At 54.6% G+C, this 16,172-nt stretch carries 17 protein-coding genes; 8 read left to right on the forward strand and 9 right to left on the reverse strand.

Going from position 1 to position 16,172, the window contains the following annotated elements:
* Positions 1–5 precede the first annotated feature (5 nt).
* Positions 6–1,550 carry a 2,3-bisphosphoglycerate-independent phosphoglycerate mutase gene (gpmM, locus tag KI228_RS00815; protein WP_061069361.1) on the reverse strand — a complete coding sequence of 515 codons (1,545 nt, stop codon included), beginning with the start codon at positions 1,548–1,550 and terminating at the stop codon, positions 6–8.
* A 247-nt stretch (positions 1,551–1,797) separates the two neighbouring features.
* Here gpmM and KI228_RS00820 point away from each other — a divergent pair, with 247 nt between their 5' ends.
* From KI228_RS00820 to cysE, 5 genes are all read left to right on the forward strand, one after another.
* Positions 1,798–2,229: a rhodanese-like domain-containing protein gene (locus KI228_RS00820; RefSeq protein ID WP_042998608.1), complete on the forward strand. Its 432-nt coding sequence runs from the start codon at positions 1,798–1,800 to the stop codon at positions 2,227–2,229.
* A 32-nt stretch (positions 2,230–2,261) separates the two neighbouring features.
* A complete protein-coding gene (grxC, locus tag KI228_RS00825) occupies positions 2,262–2,513 on the forward strand; it encodes a glutaredoxin 3 (RefSeq protein WP_012908148.1) in 252 nt (83 codons plus the stop codon).
* Between the two features lie 62 nt (positions 2,514–2,575).
* Positions 2,576–3,043 carry a protein-export chaperone SecB gene (gene secB / locus KI228_RS00830; protein ID WP_003024155.1) on the forward strand — a complete coding sequence of 156 codons (468 nt, stop codon included), beginning with the start codon at positions 2,576–2,578 and terminating at the stop codon, positions 3,041–3,043.
* Positions 3,043–4,062, forward strand: a complete 1,020-nt coding sequence (gene gpsA, locus KI228_RS00835; RefSeq protein WP_042998607.1) for an NAD(P)H-dependent glycerol-3-phosphate dehydrogenase — start codon at positions 3,043–3,045, stop codon at positions 4,060–4,062. The genes secB and gpsA overlap by 1 nt, the downstream gene beginning before the upstream one ends.
* 79 nt (positions 4,063–4,141) lie before the next feature.
* Positions 4,142–4,963 carry a serine O-acetyltransferase gene (gene cysE / locus KI228_RS00840; RefSeq protein ID WP_042998606.1) on the forward strand — a complete coding sequence of 274 codons (822 nt, stop codon included), beginning with the start codon at positions 4,142–4,144 and terminating at the stop codon, positions 4,961–4,963.
* 78 nt (positions 4,964–5,041) lie between these two features.
* Here the strand turns inward: cysE and trmL are convergent, their stop codons facing one another.
* The 5 genes from trmL to KI228_RS00865 form a co-directional block, all read right to left on the reverse strand.
* On the reverse strand, positions 5,042–5,518 hold the full coding sequence (gene trmL / locus KI228_RS00845) for a tRNA (uridine(34)/cytosine(34)/5-carboxymethylaminomethyluridine(34)-2'-O)-methyltransferase TrmL (protein ID WP_061069360.1): 477 nt from the start codon (positions 5,516–5,518) through the stop codon (positions 5,042–5,044).
* Positions 5,519–5,557: 39 nt separating this feature from the next.
* Positions 5,558–6,745, reverse strand: coding sequence for an FMN-dependent L-lactate dehydrogenase LldD (gene lldD / locus KI228_RS00850; protein ID WP_042998604.1), 1,188 nt, complete (start codon positions 6,743–6,745; stop codon positions 5,558–5,560).
* Positions 6,742–7,509, reverse strand: coding sequence for a transcriptional regulator LldR (gene lldR, locus KI228_RS00855; RefSeq protein ID WP_212807535.1), 768 nt, complete (start codon positions 7,507–7,509; stop codon positions 6,742–6,744). Before lldR ends, lldD begins: the two co-directional genes overlap by 4 nt.
* Entirely contained in the window at positions 7,506–9,161 is a 1,656-nt protein-coding gene (lldP, locus tag KI228_RS00860) for an L-lactate permease (protein WP_042998602.1), read from the reverse strand. The genes lldR and lldP overlap by 4 nt, the downstream gene beginning before the upstream one ends.
* A gap of 256 nt (positions 9,162–9,417) precedes the next feature.
* Entirely contained in the window at positions 9,418–9,780 is a 363-nt protein-coding gene (locus tag KI228_RS00865) for a YibL family ribosome-associated protein (protein WP_042998601.1), read from the reverse strand.
* Positions 9,781–10,067: 287 nt separating this feature from the next.
* Between KI228_RS00865 and KI228_RS00870 the strand changes: the two genes are divergently transcribed.
* Entirely contained in the window at positions 10,068–10,274 is a 207-nt protein-coding gene (locus KI228_RS00870) for a hypothetical protein (protein WP_042998600.1), read from the forward strand.
* Positions 10,275–10,289: 15 nt separating this feature from the next.
* On the opposite strand, the gene mtlR is transcribed toward KI228_RS00870, so the two are convergent.
* From mtlR to mtlA, 3 genes are all read right to left on the reverse strand, one after another.
* On the reverse strand, positions 10,290–10,877 hold the full coding sequence (mtlR, locus tag KI228_RS00875; RefSeq protein ID WP_046401674.1) for a mannitol operon repressor MtlR: 588 nt from the start codon (positions 10,875–10,877) through the stop codon (positions 10,290–10,292).
* A gap of 2 nt (positions 10,878–10,879) precedes the next feature.
* Positions 10,880–12,025 carry a mannitol-1-phosphate 5-dehydrogenase gene (gene mtlD / locus KI228_RS00880; RefSeq protein WP_061069359.1) on the reverse strand — a complete coding sequence of 382 codons (1,146 nt, stop codon included), beginning with the start codon at positions 12,023–12,025 and terminating at the stop codon, positions 10,880–10,882.
* A 136-nt stretch (positions 12,026–12,161) separates the two neighbouring features.
* Positions 12,162–14,075, reverse strand: coding sequence for a PTS mannitol transporter subunit IICBA (gene mtlA, locus KI228_RS00885; protein ID WP_042998597.1), 1,914 nt, complete (start codon positions 14,073–14,075; stop codon positions 12,162–12,164).
* Between the two features lie 530 nt (positions 14,076–14,605).
* Between mtlA and KI228_RS00890 the strand changes: the two genes are divergently transcribed.
* Positions 14,606–14,968 (forward strand): DUF3302 domain-containing protein, encoded by a 363-nt coding sequence (locus KI228_RS00890; protein WP_044254559.1) that lies wholly within the window; start codon positions 14,606–14,608, stop codon positions 14,966–14,968.
* 2 nt (positions 14,969–14,970) lie between these two features.
* A complete protein-coding gene (locus tag KI228_RS00895) occupies positions 14,971–16,107 on the forward strand; it encodes an HlyD family secretion protein (RefSeq protein WP_044254327.1) in 1,137 nt (378 codons plus the stop codon).
* Positions 16,108–16,172 lie beyond the last annotated feature (65 nt).

Raw genomic sequence — 16,172 nt, forward strand, 5'->3', positions numbered from 1 at the left:
AAGGATTATTCCACGATGAACAGCGGCTTACCAGTCATCTCTTGCGGGATTTCCATGCCCATTAGCGTCAACATGGTGGGGGCGATATCGGAAAGTTTGCCGCCTTCCACCGCTTTCACATTTTTGTTGCCGACATAAATCAGCGGAACCGGCAGGTTAGTGTGCGCGGTGTGCGCCTGACCGGTTGCCGGATCGCGCATTTGCTCGGCGTTGCCGTGGTCAGCGGTGATCAGCAGTTGACCGCCAACGGACTCAACCGCTTTTGCCACCTGCTCAACACAGTGGTCCAGCGCTTCAACCGCTTTAACAGCCGCTTCCATCACACCGGTATGACCGACCATGTCGCCGTTCGGGTAGTTACAGATGATGGTGTCGTATTTCCCGCTTTCGATAGCGGCTACCAGTTTTTCGGTCAGCTCTGCGGAGCTCATTTCCGGCTGCAGATCGTAGGTCGCCACTTTCGGTGAGTTGATCAGGATGCGGTCTTCACCGGTGAACGGTTCTTCAACGCCGCCGTTGAAGAAGAAGGTGACGTGGGCGTATTTTTCGGTTTCAGAGATACGCAGCTGCGTTTTGTCATTCTTCGCCATCCACTCGCCAAACGTGTTCGCCAGCGAGGCGGGCGGATAGGCAACGGCCGTTTTGATGTCCGCAGCGTATTCGGTCAGCATCACGAAGTTCAGATTAACCACTTTCTTGCGCGCGAAGCCGTCGAAGTCGGCGTTAACAAAAGCACGGGTGATTTCACGCGCGCGGTCAGCACGGAAGTTCATGAAAATGAGCGCGTCGCCGTCTTCCATCGCGGCATCGGCCTGGCCTGTGGCGCGGATCACGGTGGCTTTCACGAATTCATCGTTTTCATCGCGGGCATAGGCGGCCTGCAGACCTTCAACGGCGGTATTAGCCTGGAATTCACCCTGCGCCAGCGTCATCAGGTCATACGCTTTCTCCACGCGATCCCAACGGTTGTCGCGGTCCATCGCATAGTACCGGCCAATGATAGAGGCGACGCGACCTTTGCCCAGCGCGGCAAATTTCTCTTCGAATTTGTTCAGTGATGACTCAGCGCTGCGTGGCGGCGTATCGCGGCCATCGAGGAAAGCATGCAGATAGATTTTCTCTGCGCCACGCTCAGCGGCCAGTTCAACCATCGCCATGATGTGATCTTCGTGGCTATGGACGCCACCGGCAGAGAGCAGACCCATGATGTGCACGGCTTTACCGGCGTTTTTCGCCTGGTCAACCGCGGCGGTCAGCGTTGGGTTGGCAAAGAAAGTGCGTTCTTTAATTTCAACGTCCAGACGGGTCAGGTCCTGATACACGATGCGGCCCGCACCCAGGTTAACGTGACCGACTTCGGAGTTACCCATCTGACGATCGGGCAGGCCCACTTCCAGACCTGAAGCATCGATCAGGGTATGCGGGCGTTTTGCCCACAGCGCATCCATTACCGGGGTTTTGGCATTAAAAATGGCGTTATCCTGGCTGTCTTCACGGTAGCCATAGCCATCCAGAATCACCAGTACCATAGGTTTTTTAGAAACCGACATTGCGAAACCTCACACTCAAGAGACAAAAATAATTGCGTAATTTTACTACAGCTGAATCGATAAAATAGCCTCAGAAGATCAAAGAATGGGGCAGGCTGGTTCACGGATGGTACGGATTTGCACTTTTTTTTCCGTAGTGCCCCGCAAAAATGCAATCCATTGCACGCGCTGGCTGTATTTGCGCCAACGCGCAGGTATACTCCTGTCCTGGTTTTTTTAATCACTGAGTCGGGAGTTGTTACCCCCCATGCAAGAAATTATGCAATTTGTTAGCCGCCATCCCATACTGAGTATCGCCTGGATTGCGTTACTGGTGGCGGTTTTGTTCACCACGTTTAAAGGCCTGACGTCGAAAGTTAAGGTCATCACTCGCGGCGAAGCCACGCGTCGTATCAACAAAGAAGACGCCGTTATCGTGGATTTACGTCAGCGTGACGATTTCCGCAAAGGCCATATCGCGGGTTCCATTAACCTGCTGCCGAGCGAAATCAAAGCGAACAACGTGGGCGAGCTGGAAAAACACAAAGACAAACCGGTTATCGTGGTCGATGGTTCCGGCATGCAGTGCCAGGAAGCGGCAAACGCGCTGATCAAAGCAGGCTTTGAGAACGTGTCTGTGCTGAAAGAAGGCGTTGCGGGCTGGAGCGGTGAGAATCTGCCGCTGGTTCGTGGGAAATAATTTTCCCGACGTAAACGAATTTGGAGATAAGTATGGCCAATATCGAGATCTACACTAAAGCAACCTGCCCGTTTTGCCATCGTGCGAAAGCGCTGCTGAACAGCAAGGGTGTGAGCTTCCAGGAACTGCCGATCGACGGCGATGCCGTGAAGCGTGAAGAGATGATCAAGCGCAGCGGTCGTACGACGGTTCCACAGATTTTTATTGATGCACAGCACATTGGCGGCTGTGATGACTTGTATGCGTTGGATGCGCGTGGTGGACTTGATCCCCTGCTGAGCTAACGCTGGGCCATGTTATTGGCATCAAGTGCTATTTAAGGACAACACTAAAGGGTTTTCTACACATGTCAGAACAAAACAACACCGAAATGGCTTTCCAGATCCAGCGTATTTACACCAAAGATGTCTCTTTCGAAGCGCCAAATGCGCCGCATGTTTTTCAGAAAGATTGGCAGCCAGAGGTTAAACTTGATCTGGATACAGCATCTACTCAACTGGCAGATGACGTATACGAAGTGGTGCTGCGTGTTACCGTAACGGCTTCCCTCGGTGAAGAAACGGCGTTCCTGTGCGAAGTTCAGCAAGGCGGTATCTTCTCTATCAGCGGAATCGAAGGCACCCAGATGGCGCATTGCCTGGGCGCATACTGCCCGAACATTCTGTTCCCGTATGCCCGCGAATGCATCACCAGCCTGGTTTCACGCGGTACGTTCCCGCAACTGAACCTTGCGCCGGTTAACTTTGATGCGCTGTTCATGAACTATTTACAGCAGCAGGCTGGCGAAGGTACTGAAGAACATCAGGATGCCTGATGAACCAAAGTAATGCTTCAATGACTGTGATCGGTGCCGGCTCGTACGGCACCGCTCTTGCCATCACCCTGGCAAGAAATGGCCACCAGGTTGTCCTGTGGGGCCACGATCCTAAACATATCGCGACCCTTGAGCACGATCGCTGCAATGTCGCGTTCCTCCCGGATGTGCCTTTCCCCGATACGTTACGCCTCGAAAGCGACTTAGCTACTGCGCTGGCGGCCAGCCGCGATATTCTGGTGGTCGTGCCAAGCCATGTCTTTGGCGAAGTATTGCGACAGATTAAGCCTCTGCTGCGTCCTGACGCGCGTCTGGTCTGGGCAACCAAAGGGCTGGAAGCAGAGACGGGACGCCTGTTGCAGGATGTTGCCCGTGAAGCGCTGGGCGATAAAATCCCGCTGGCAGTGATTTCCGGACCGACGTTCGCGAAAGAGCTGGCGGCAGGCATGCCGACGGCCATCTCCCTGGCCTCCACTGACGACACCTTTGCTGACGACCTACAGCAACTGCTGCATTGCGGTAAGAGTTTCCGTGTCTACAGCAACCCGGATTTCATCGGCGTTCAGTTGGGCGGCGCGGTGAAGAACGTGATTGCGATCGGCGCAGGAATGTCTGACGGCATTGGTTTTGGCGCTAACGCCCGTACTGCGCTAATTACGCGTGGCTTGACAGAGATGTCGCGTCTGGGCGCGGCGCTGGGTGCCGATCCCCAGACCTTTATGGGAATGGCCGGGTTAGGCGATCTGGTGCTGACCTGTACCGACAACCAGTCGCGCAACCGCCGTTTTGGCATGATGCTCGGTCAGGGCATGGATGTACAAGGCGCGCAGGACAAGATTGGACAGGTGGTTGAAGGCTACCGCAATACAAAAGAAGTTCGCGAGTTGGCGCACCGTTTTGGTGTCGAAATGCCAATAACCGAGGAAATTTATCAAGTATTATATTGCGGAAAAAACGCGCGCGAGGCAGCATTGACGTTATTAGGTCGTGCACGCAAGGATGAGCGAAGCAGCCACTAGTCTCAAGGATCCGTTTTTAAAAAATGACCCGGCCCGCGAAGAACGGGCCGGTCGTTAGCCTCATTACCTGGAGCCCGCAATGCCGTGTGAAGAACTGGATATCGTCTGGAACAATATAAAAACCGAAGCCCGCGCTCTGGCAGACTGTGAGCCTATGCTGGCCAGTTTTTACCACGCAACGCTACTCAAGCATGAGAATCTGGGCAGTGCGCTAAGCTACATGCTGGCGAACAAACTGGCATCGCCCATTATGCCCGCCATTGCGATCCGTGAAGTGGTCGAAGAAGCGTACGCAGCAGACCCGGAAATGATCGCCTCAGCAGCCTGTGATATTCAGGCCGTCCGCACGCGTGACCCGGCGGTCGATAAATACTCCACTCCGCTTTTGTACCTGAAAGGTTTTCATGCCTTGCAGGCCTACCGTATTGGTCACTGGTTATGGAATGAAGGCCGCCGCGCGCTGGCAATCTTCCTGCAAAACCAGGTCTCCGTGACGTTCCAGGTGGATATTCACCCCGCGGCGAAGATTGGTCGTGGGATCATGCTCGATCATGCCACCGGCATTGTCGTCGGTGAGACGGCGGTGATCGAAGATGACGTGTCGATCCTGCAATCGGTCACCCTCGGCGGGACCGGTAAAACCAGTGGCGATCGTCATCCCAAAATTCGTGAAGGCGTGATGATTGGCGCGGGGGCGAAAATCCTCGGCAATATCGAAGTCGGACGTGGGGCAAAAATTGGCGCCGGTTCCGTGGTGTTACAGCCCGTTCCGCCGCACACCACCGCCGCTGGCGTCCCGGCGCGCATTGTCGGTAAGCCAGACAGCGATAAGCCGTCAATGGATATGGATCAGCATTTCAACGGGATACACCATACGTTTGAGTACGGCGACGGTATTTGATCTCTTGCCCGGTGGCGCTGTGCTTACCGGGCCTACAAAACCGCAGGTCGGATAAGGCGACAGCCGCCATCCGACGATTCAAAGTGTGCGCAAGACTGCGCCAGGATATCCCAACTGGCGCCACGCCTCATACACCACCACCGACACGGCATTTGACAGGTTCATACTGCGGCTGTCCGGCATCATCGGAATACGTATTTTTTGTTCAGCGGGCAGGGCATCGAGAATGCTGGCTGGCAGACCGCGCGTCTCCGGACCAAACATCAGATAGTCGCCATCCTGATAGCTCACCGCGCTGTGTGCAGGCGTGCCCTTGGTCGTCAGCGCGAACATGCGCTGCGGTTTTTCAGCTTCGAGAAATGCAGCGTATTCATGATGGCGAACCACCGCAGTAAATTCATGATAATCCAGTCCCGCGCGGCGCAGGCGTTTGTCGTCCCAGGTAAAGCCCATCGGCTCAATAATATGCAGACGAAAGCCTGTGTTTGCGCACAGACGAATGATGTTGCCCGTGTTCGGCGGGATTTCTGGTTCAAATAAGACGATGTTGAGCATGCTGCCCCCTTAATTACGGGGGGCAGAATAACACTTTCATTACGCCGCATCACCTTGCGATAGCGGTGCCAGTGCGGCAGGGAGCTTGTTGATTTCCTGTACCAGGGAATCCTTGCTGATGTCGGTGATGGATTTCGCACCGGTCAGCGTCATGGCAACTTTCATCTCTTTTTCAATCAGATTCAGCAAGTTTGCCACTCCCGCCTGACCTGCCGTCGCCAGCGCGTACAGATACGCACGGCCCAGCAAAACGGTATCTGCGCCCAGCGCAATCATTCGCACCACGTCCAGCCCGTTACGGATACCGCTGTCCGCGAGAATGGCGATATCGCCTTTCACCGCATCGGCAATGGCGGGCAGTGCGCGCGCGGAAGAGAGCACGCCGTCCAACTGACGGCCTCCGTGGTTAGAGACCACAATCCCATCTGCACCAAAGCGAACGGCGTCGCGGGCGTCTTCCGGATCGAGGATCCCTTTTATCACCATCGGACCATCCCAGAACTCCCGGATCCACTCAAGGTCCTTCCATGAAATTGACGGATCAAAGTTGTTTGCCAGCCAGCCGATGTAATCTTCCAGTCCGGTTGGCTTGCCGAGGTAAGCGGAGATATTGCCGAGATCGTGAGGACGACCGTTCAGACCGACGTCCCACGCCCACTGTGGATGAGTGACCGCCTGCCAGTAGCGACGCAGCGCGGCATTCGGGCCGCTCATCCCGGAGTGAGCGTCACGATAGCGTGCCCCCGGCGTCGGCATATCGACCGTAAAGACCAGCGTTGAGCAGCCCGCCGCTTTTGCGCGTTCCAGCGCATTACGCATGAATCCACGGTCGCGCAGAACATACAACTGGAACCACATCGGACGGTTAATAGTGGGCGCGACTTCTTCTATCGGGCACACGGAGACGGTGGAAAGGGTAAACGGAATCCCTTTCGCATCGGCTGCCGCTGCAGCCTGCACTTCGCCACGGCGGGCATACATGCCGCACAGCCCGACCGGCGCCAGCGCCACGGGCATCGACAGTTTTTCGTTAAACAGCGTGGTTTCCAGGCTCAAGTCAGACATGTTTTTCAGCACGCGCTGGCGTAGCGCCACGTCCGATAAGTCTTCCACGTTACGCCGCAGGGTATGCTCCGCATACGCGCCGCCGTCGATGTAGTGAAACAGGAACGGGGGCAGAATGCGCTGGGCTGCGGCGCGATAATCGCTGGCGGCTGAAATAATCATGCTTTGTTCTCCCTGGGATTTTCATTGTGGTCGCCGGGCAGACGGGTAATGCGCGCCTGGTCTTCATCAAATTGTTTAATGGTGGTATGGACGAAACTGAGGTGCGCCATCATCGCCTTACGCGCGCCGTCGGCGTCGCCCGCGAGAATGGCATCCAGTACGGCCTGATGTTGCTCCGTCAGCCGGGAAAAGACGGGCGGAACGAGATACATGCGCTGTCGGCTTTGCTTCACCGACGAATGCAGAACGTCGAAGAACCCGCGCATCGTTTGTAACAGCACCACGTTATGCGAGGCTTCGGCGATAGCCAGATGAAAACGAACGTCGACCTGTGAGGCAAGATCCGGGTCTTCGCTGAGCGTGGCGTCAAAGCAGAGTTTGATTTTCTCTTTGTCGGCCGTGGTGGCGCGTATCGCCGCATGCCAGGCCGTACTGGCTTCGATGGCGTGTCGGGCTTCGAGAATATCGAAACTGTAATCCGGGTCGTCGGCCATCAGGGTTTTCAGCGGCTGAACGATGTTCTGTTCAGACCACTCTTCATGTTGCCAGCGGACAAACGTGCCGCCGCCGCGACGGCTGAGTAGCACGCCTTCGCTGACGAGCTTTGCCAGCGCTTCGCGCAGCGAGTTACGCGAGACGCCAAGCTGTACCGCCAGTTGGCGCTCGGCGGGCAATTTCATGCCCGCTTCCAGCTGTTGTTCTTCAATCAGCGCCCGCACACGAGAGGCAACCTCGTCCGACAGGCGTCTGGGCATCACGATCATGGAATCATCCAGGTTAAGACGTAAGCCTGAAGCGTGGTGATCACGCCCACCATGCAGGTGAAAATCAGGCTGTGTTTGACGGTAAAACGGAACAGATCCGACTCTTTGCCGACCAGTCCGACCGCCGCACAGGCGATGGCGATGGACTGTGGCGAAATCATTTTTCCGGTGACGCCACCAGTGGTATTGGCCGCCACCATCAGCACATCGGACACGCCGATTTGCTGTGCGGCAGTTGCCTGCAGGGCGGCAAACAGCGCGTTAGATGAGGTATCTGAACCGGTCAGGAATACCCCCAGCCAGCCGAGGAACGGCGAGAAGAAGGTAAAGGCGCTGCCCGTGTGCGCCAGCGCTAACGCCAGCGTCGAAGAGAGCCCGGAATAGTTGGAGATAAACGCAAAGGCCAGCACCATCCCGATGGAGTAGATCGGCAGCGCCAGTTCCTTCAGCGTGCTGCCGAAGGTCTGAATGGCGGCGGAAGGCTTCATCTTCAGCCAGACGATTGACAGCAGTGCGGCGAACAGGATGGCGGTGCCGGTCGCGGAGAACCAGTCAAATTTATACACTGCCGCGTAGGCGGTGGCTTCGTGAACCACGGGCGGCATGCGGGCAACCAGTTTGTCGAGGAACGGGACCGGGATGTTAATCACCCAGTCGTACAGCGCGCCGCCGGGAGCGAACAGGGCTTTAAACGGCGGCACGCTCCAGAGGGTTACGGTGGCCGTCAGGAACAGAAACGGCGACCAGGCGCGAACAACCTGTCCGGCGGTATAGTTCGTGCGTGCCAGCGTCTGATCAACTTGTGATGCGCCCATATCGCCAAAGCGGAAGATGCGAACCGGCTGCCAGCGTTTCAGGAACAGCGTCAGACAGACCAGCGAGACCAGCGAGGAGATGATGTCCGGCAATTCCGGGCCGATAAAGTTGGAGCTGAGGTACTGAGCAATAGCGAATGAACCACCCGCCACCATGACCGCAGGCCAGGTCTCTTTCACGCCGCGCCAGCCATCCATGATCGCCATGATCCAGAACAGTACGATAATTGTCAGGAACGGTAACTGACGACCCACCATCTGGCCGATTTCAAAGCTGTCCAGCCCGGTCACCTGGCCGGCGACCAGAATCGGGATCCCCATGGCACCAAACGCCACGGGCGCGGTATTGACGATCAGGCACAGTCCAGCGGCATACAGCGGGTTAAACCCGAGACCTACCAGCAGCGCGGCAGTGATGGCAACGGGGGCACCAAATCCCGCCGCCCCTTCGAGGAAGGCGCCAAATGAGAAGCCGACGATCAGCATTTGCAAACGCTGGTCAGGGGTAATCGACAGAATGGACGAGCGGATGATGTCGAACTGCCCGGTTTTCACCGAGATTTTGTAAACAAACACTGCGGCGATAATGATCCAGGCAATCGGCCATAGACCGTAGAAGAAACCGTACACCACCGAGGCCAGTGCGTGATCGACCGGCATTTTGTAGAAGAGCAGCGCCACGGCCAGCGCGATCACCACCGTCCACGAAGCGGCAACATAGCCTTTCAGCTTGAGCTTAATCAGCGCGAAAAAGAAAAACAGAATCGGGAGCGATGCGATCAGACTGGAAAGCCAGATGTTACCGGCCGGATCGTAGTTTTGTTGCCAGAGATTCATTGCAGGTCTCCTGAGGACCACACGCACAATGCAGTGAGTCTGTGCTCATCTTTTCGTCACATTATGTGTAAAAGTGGTCCTGCCAATATTGTTGTGTAGGGATAATGACAACGAATGGTTAATCAAATGTTATTTATTGGCAACGGCAGTGTAGGCTTAAATTAATGAATTGTGAACCAGTGGTCGTAACTGAAGGGGATTGGTAGGGCCAATTAAGGGAGGACCGGACAGCGGACGTGCTGCCCGGTATAAAAAATCAAAACTCGGTCTTTGCGAAGCCAGTCATCTCTTGCAGGCCCATTTCGCGGCCTAAGGCGGTCATTGGATGAACCACCACCAGACCGCGCACGCTTTTCTTCAGCTTGCCCATATCGGCCTGCTCTTTTTTGCTGATCGCACGACGGTACGGCAGGTTCATCAGTTTCTGCGCCTCTTTGCTCAGTTTTTGACTGTGAACGTCACGCAGACGGGCGATTTCTGCTTCCAGTGTGGCTTTCTCTTTTTCCAGCTCAGCGTATTTATCGGCGGCTTCAACCAGGGACAGATCGGCCTGCTGGTGGCGGATAGCGTCGAGGCGATCGCTCAGACGTTTGATTTCGTTTTTTTCGACTTCTTTCATGGGATGGCTTCTGATAGAAATATAGTGAATGGCCTATAGTATGCGCGCAGAGCGGGTTTATTCACAACTAATGGGATAATAATAATCAAATAACGCGAGTATTCATTTGCTAACTATTTTTATAACGGACTGATTAATTAAGCATTTTAGACCATAACAGGATCATGTAAGAGATAATTTGCCGCCAATGGATTAAGCACGTTTTCCTTAATGTTATGACGCGGGCGATCCTACACTAAAATTGACCGTTGCGCTTAAGCACGGCGGGACCGCATGGAGGAGATAACATGGCAAAAATAGGCGAGAATGTTCCGCTTCTGATTGATAAAGCTGTGGATTTTATGGCCTCAAGTCAGGCGTTTAAAGAGTATCTGAATAAAATGCCTGCGCGTGATGACGTTCCGAGCGAAGTGCCTGCAGAAAATGCGCAGATGTACCTGCAACGGCTGAATTATTACCGGCGCCTGTATCAACCCGTGCAGGAAAAGGAGTAGCAGGCAGAGCGAGGCCTACTTCTGGAAGGCTTTTTTTAAGCTGATTTTAGAAATCAGCTCAGTCAGGGAGAGAACCATCGTCGAGCGCACCGCTTGCTGGTAGCGCTGGATTTGCATGGCGTACAAACTGGGGTCGGCGGCGTCAAACTGCGGCGGGGGTGGCAGCGCCAGTACGCAGTGCAGTTCGCCGAACGGCCCGAGAATCTCATCATCCGTAAAGGCATACTCATTGCCGTCATGATTCATCTCTTCGCGCATCGCCATCAGCAGCTCTGCGTCTTCATATTCAGGACGACTAAGGACGCCCAGACCGTAGATCAGTTTCAGGCGCACAGACAGATCGCCCAGCGGTCCGTCGCCGTCGAGTAACGGTTCTACAGCGTACTTCACTGCGTAGTCATCTTTGCGAAACACCTGAAGCACCAGAATGTTTACCGCCTCGGTGAGTAACTCCACGGCGGTGATCAGGAAGCTCCGTACGGTTTTGCCAGCATTCAGACGCTCAAGCACACGATTTTCAAAGGCCTGGGTTTGTTCCATTATTGCCTGCATATCTGACAATCTATTAATCAGGCGCAGGGGCTCCTGCGCCAGTTCCAGCATCATTACTTTGCGTTATATGCGCTAACGGCCTCGGCAACGACATCGCTGTTGATATCCAGCCCGGAAATCTGGGCCAGCGCAGCCTGTGGGCCTTTCTCGGCGATCAGTGCGGCCAGCTCCTGCGCCTGCGGATCGTCTTCGCTACGGAAGTGCATCGCGGCAGCAATCCCTTTGACCAGGTTAGCGTGCGGCAAATGGTATTCCAGCGTACCCAGCAACGGTTTGATTAAACGGTCACCCGCGCTCAGTTTACGCAGCGGCTGGCGACCAACGCGCTCAACGTCATCTTTCAGATACGGGTTTTCAAAACGACCGAGGATTTTCTGAATGTATGCCGCATGCTTGTCGGCATCAAAACCGTAGCGTTTGATCAGCACCGCGCCGCTCTCTTCCATTGCCCCTTTGACCACTGCGCGGATTTTCTCGTCGAGAATCGCGTCGCGGATGGTCTGATGACCGGTCAATTTTCCGAGGTACGCGGTTATAGCATGCCCGGTGTTCAGCGTGAAGAGTTTACGTTCGACAAATGCCATCAGGTTATCAGTTAATTCCATTCCCGGGATGTTCGGCAGCTCGCCTTTGAACTGGGTCTGGTCAACGATCCACTCGCTGAAGGTTTCGACAGTCACTTCCAGCGGGTCGTGGGTCGCAGAGGCTGACGGCGGCACGATGCGGTCAACGGCGGAATCCACGAAGCCGACATGGGTGTCAACCCAGGCTTTGTCGTCTTCAGCCAGCGCGTTCAGCACATGGCCTTTCAGTTGAGTGGTGCCTCGTACCATATTTTCACAGGCGATGATGTTCAGCGGGGTGGTGATCCCTTGCGCTTTGCGTTTGACCAGGCCTTTGGCGATGGCCGGAGCGATGCGCTCCAGCACGACCGGGCCAACGGCCGTGGTGACCAGGTCAACCTGGGCGATCAGCTCAACAACATCATCGCCAATGCTGCTTACCGCATTGACGCCAGTCACGGTATCCACCTGCTCATTTTCACCCACAACGTGAACCTGGTAGCTATGACGGGCATTCAGGGCGTCGAGCACGACCTGATTTACATCAGCGAATGTCAGTTGTATCCCCGCGTCCGCCAGCAGTTTGCCGATAAAGCCACGACCGATATTACCTGCGCCAAAATGTAATGCTTTCATAGTAGTAACCTTCATTAATGTTTTTACCCGAGAGGGCTGGGGTGAGGGGTTATCTGTTGCTCCCTCACCCAAACCCTCTCCACAAAGGAGAGGATTGGGTCGGCCCGATAAGCGCAATGTCACCGGGCCTCGGGGTTTACTTACGACCCGCCAGCAGCGCCAGCACTTCATCAACGCTGGTGGTGTTAGCCAGGCGTTCGATGACGGATTCGTCATCCAGCGCGTTGGTCAGGCTGGTAATCACCTGAATGTGCTCGTTGTTGCGAGCGGCGATACCGATCACCAGACGGGCGATGTCGTCGTCTTCTTCACCGAAACGAACGCCTTGCGGGTACTGGCAGAACACGACGCCGGTTTTCAGTACGCGGTCTTTCGCTTCAACGGTACCGTGCGGAACGGCGATAGACTCACCCAGATAGGTTGGGGTCAGTTTCTCACGTTCCAGCATCGCATCGACATATTCTGGCTCAACGTAACCGCCTTTCACCAACTGCTCACCGGCGAAGCGAATCGCTTCTTCTTTGGTCGTTGCCGTACGTCCGAGGAAGATATTCTCCGCACCCAGTTTGAACAGGTTGTTATCCCCTTCGTCAAAGCTGTCTTTCAGGCTGTCGCGGACTTTGACTTCATTGTCAGTGTGGCGCTGAGCGGCAACCAGACGCTCGGTCAGGCTGGAGTACAGGCCGCTGTCGAGGAAGTTGGTCAGCGAAATATGCTGCGCCTGCGGTACCTGACGCATCGCACGTTCGGTGAGATCGCGGTGAGTGATGACCAGGTCAACATCCGGCGGCAGGTTGTTAATCGCGCTGTTGGTGACCGAGATCTGGCTCAGACCGGCATCCTGCACTTTCTTACGCAGTACGCCGGCGCCCATTGCGCTGGAACCCATACCGGCATCACAGGCAACGATGATTTTACGCACGTGGCTCAGGTCGTTGGTGACATCGCCAGCAGACAGCGGAGTACCGCCTTTGGATTCTGCTTTCATGTCATGCATACGGCGGGTCGCCGCTTCAATGTCATCGTCTTCTTTCACTTTGCTGGTTTTCAGCAGAATGGCAGAGACAACGAAGGAGACCGCCATCGCCGCACAGATTGCCGCGATGTTAGCGAAGTAGGCGCCTTTTGGCGTCATCGCCAGCACAGCCAGGATAGAACCCGGAGACGCCGGAGAAACCAGACCGCCGTTCAGGAGAGTCAGCGTAAACACACCCGTCATACCGCCGAGGATAACGGCGAGGATCAGACGCGGGTTCATCAGCACATACGGGAAGTAAATTTCGTGGATACCGCCCAGGAAGTGGATGATTGCCGCACCGCCTGCAGACTGTTTAGCGCTACCGCGACCAAAGAACATGTACGCCAGCAGAACACCCATCCCCGGACCCGGGTTGGCTTCAATCAGGAAGAAGATGGATTTACCCAACTCATGGGACTGCTGAATACCCAGAGGTGAGAAGATACCGTGGTTGATAGCGTTGTTCAGGAACAGGATTTTCGCTGGTTCAACGAAGATAGACGCCAGCGGCAGCATGTCATGGACAACCATGAAGTTAACGCCTGCAGCCAACACTTTCGACAGAACTTCAACTGCTGGACCAATGCCGAGGAATGCCAGAATGGCGAGGATCATACCGATGATGCCAGCGGAGAAGTTATTCACCAGCATCTCAAAACCGGATTTGATCTTACCGTCTACCCAACCATCGAAATGTTTGATTGCCCAGCCGCCCAGAGGACCGGCGATCATTGCACCGAGGAACATCGGCATGTCTGCGCCGACGATCACGCCCATGGTGGTGATTGCGCCCACCACGCCGCCGCGTTCGCCACCCACCAGTCTACCGCCGGTATAACCGATCAGCAGCGGCAGGAGATAGGTGATCATTGGGCCAACCAGCTTCGCCAGCGTTTCGTTTGGCAACCACCCTGTCGGAATAAATAGTGCAGTGATAATACCCCACGCGATAAACGCGCCGATATTTGGCATCACCATATTGCTGAGGAATCGACCAAAGCTTTGCACCTTGATCTTAATATCGGATGACATAAAAACACCCCTTCTTATGTTTGCTATCGCGCAGGCTGGAAGCCCGAGGTTTTGTTAATGTAGCGGCAGAGGTAGCCGGACCCTGTAGATACTGCGAAATCTGGCACTGAATCGTTAAGCTGTCCAGTCAGCGACCTTTAATGTGATTTGCGTCACATAAATATAGGGGGTAGGGAGGTAATTGATGTGACATTAATCACAAAAAAGCTGTGTAAAAAAACAACAAACCGTCGTTCTGAACCATTAATGGCATTAATTTGTGATGTAATTCACGTTTTATCTTTGGCTGTTTGTTGAATGTTTGTGATCTGAATCACAATAAATATTCATCCAGATTTGTCCCGATGTGATCCTGGGCAGATTCCTCTCGTTGCCACCTGGCCTGATGTCATTAAATAACCATCTGGCGTGAAAAATAGTCTTTGGCGTGATGGCGAAAATGCATAACTCCCATTATGTTCAAATCATCAGCCAAATTGCATTCGGCTGCCTGCAATAAAAACTCAAATGGGCGTGAAGTCGAGGCGGATATGTTTCTAAATTATTTCGCGTTAGGTGTGCTGATTTTCGTCTTTCTGGTGATTTTTTACGGCGTTATTGCCATCCATGATATCCCCTATTTAATTGCGAAGAAACGCAACCACCCGCATGCCGATGCTATTCATACCGCAGGCTGGGTGAGTCTGTTTACGCTCCATGTGATCTGGCCGTTTTTGTGGATTTGGGCAACCCTCTACCAACCGGAACGCGGCTGGGGGATGCATAATCACATCACGTCGCCGGGACAAGATCCTGATCCTGAAATTGCCGCGTTATCTGCGCGTATTACACAACTCGAGAAAAAACTGGCCGAAGTTAACACGGCTGACAATACGACGTTTCCGGAGAGTTAATCATGGATCTGTTGATTGTATTAACCTACGTCGCGCTGGCGTGGGCAGTCTTCAAAATATTCCGCATACCGGTGAATCAATGGACGCTGGCGACGGCGGCATTAGGCGGTGTATTTCTGGTCAGCGGCCTGATCCTGTTAATGAACTATAACCATCCGTATACCTTTACTGCGCAAAAAGCCGTTATTTCCATTCCTGTTACGCCGCAGGTTACCGGAATTGTCAGCGAGGTGACGGATAAAAATAACCAACTGATTAAAAAGGGTGAAGTGCTATTTAAACTCGACCCGGTTCGCTATCAGGCGCGCGTGGACAGGTTACAGGCCGATCTGGTGACCGCCACGCATAATATCCAGACGCTGAAAGCCCAGCTCTCAGAAGCGCAGGCTAATACGACGCGGGTCTCTGCGGAGCGCGATCGGCTGTATAAAGATTATCAGCGTTACCTGAAGGGCAGCCAGGCGCGGGTGAACCCCTTCTCAGAAAGCGATATTGATAACGCCCGGCAAAATTATCTGGCGCAGGATGCGCTGGTGAAGGGTTCAGTGGCTGAGCAGGTGCAAATTCAAAGCCAGTTAGACAGCATGGTTAACGGCGAACAGTCGCAGATTGCCAGCCTGAGGGCGCAATTGGCAGAGGCGAAATACAACCTCGAACAGACCATTATTCGCGCGCCCAGCAACGGCTACGTCACCCAAGTGCTGATACGACCCGGTACCTACGCTGCCGCGCTACCGCTGCGTCCGGTGATGGTCTTTATCCCCGAACAAAAGCGGCAGATTGTCGCTCAGTTCCGGCAGAACTCGCTGCTTCGTCTTGAACCCGGCGACGACGCGGAGGTGGTATTTAACGCGCTTCCTGGGCAAGTTTTTCACGGTAAGTTGACCAGCATATTGCCTGTGGTGCCGGGCGGCTCGTATCAGGCTCAGGGGGCTTTACAGTCCCTGACGGTGGTGCCCGGGACCGATGGCGTCCTGGCGACGATTGAACTGGACCCGAATGCCGATGTGGATGCGTTACCCGACGGCATCTACGCGCAAGTGGCAGTCTATTCCGACCATTTCGCCCATGTTTCGGTCATGCGTAAGGTGTTACTGCGCATGACCAGTTGGATGCACTACCTTTATTTGGATCATTGAGAACGCCGTCACCTGCCTTTTCCCGCTGCGTGAGCCATACTCATTGTTTTGTGTTGGCGAAAAGG

Origin of the sequence: Citrobacter amalonaticus, assembly GCF_018323885.1 — a bacterium.
In the GTDB taxonomy this organism is placed as follows: domain Bacteria; phylum Pseudomonadota; class Gammaproteobacteria; order Enterobacterales; family Enterobacteriaceae; genus Citrobacter_A; species Citrobacter_A amalonaticus.

Coding starts and splice junctions, on each gene's coding strand:
- gpmM (WP_061069361.1), bottom strand. CDS start 1,550: ATGTCGGTTTCTAAAAAACCTATGGTACTGGTGATTCTGGATGGCTAT.
- KI228_RS00820 (WP_042998608.1), top strand. CDS start 1,798: ATGCAAGAAATTATGCAATTTGTTAGCCGCCATCCCATACTGAGTATC.
- grxC (WP_012908148.1), top strand. CDS start 2,262: ATGGCCAATATCGAGATCTACACTAAAGCAACCTGCCCGTTTTGCCAT.
- secB (WP_003024155.1), top strand. CDS start 2,576: ATGTCAGAACAAAACAACACCGAAATGGCTTTCCAGATCCAGCGTATT.
- gpsA (WP_042998607.1), top strand. CDS start 3,043: ATGAACCAAAGTAATGCTTCAATGACTGTGATCGGTGCCGGCTCGTAC.
- cysE (WP_042998606.1), top strand. CDS start 4,142: ATGCCGTGTGAAGAACTGGATATCGTCTGGAACAATATAAAAACCGAA.
- trmL (WP_061069360.1), bottom strand. CDS start 5,518: ATGCTCAACATCGTCTTATTTGAACCAGAAATCCCGCCGAACACGGGC.
- lldD (WP_042998604.1), bottom strand. CDS start 6,745: ATGATTATTTCAGCCGCCAGCGATTATCGCGCCGCAGCCCAGCGCATT.
- lldR (WP_212807535.1), bottom strand. CDS start 7,509: ATGATCGTGATGCCCAGACGCCTGTCGGACGAGGTTGCCTCTCGTGTG.
- lldP (WP_042998602.1), bottom strand. CDS start 9,161: ATGAATCTCTGGCAACAAAACTACGATCCGGCCGGTAACATCTGGCTT.
- KI228_RS00865 (WP_042998601.1), bottom strand. CDS start 9,780: ATGAAAGAAGTCGAAAAAAACGAAATCAAACGTCTGAGCGATCGCCTC.
- KI228_RS00870 (WP_042998600.1), top strand. CDS start 10,068: ATGGCAAAAATAGGCGAGAATGTTCCGCTTCTGATTGATAAAGCTGTG.
- mtlR (WP_046401674.1), bottom strand. CDS start 10,877: ATGCTGGAACTGGCGCAGGAGCCCCTGCGCCTGATTAATAGATTGTCA.
- mtlD (WP_061069359.1), bottom strand. CDS start 12,025: ATGAAAGCATTACATTTTGGCGCAGGTAATATCGGTCGTGGCTTTATC.
- mtlA (WP_042998597.1), bottom strand. CDS start 14,075: ATGTCATCCGATATTAAGATCAAGGTGCAAAGCTTTGGTCGATTCCTC.
- KI228_RS00890 (WP_044254559.1), top strand. CDS start 14,606: ATGTTTCTAAATTATTTCGCGTTAGGTGTGCTGATTTTCGTCTTTCTG.
- KI228_RS00895 (WP_044254327.1), top strand. CDS start 14,971: ATGGATCTGTTGATTGTATTAACCTACGTCGCGCTGGCGTGGGCAGTC.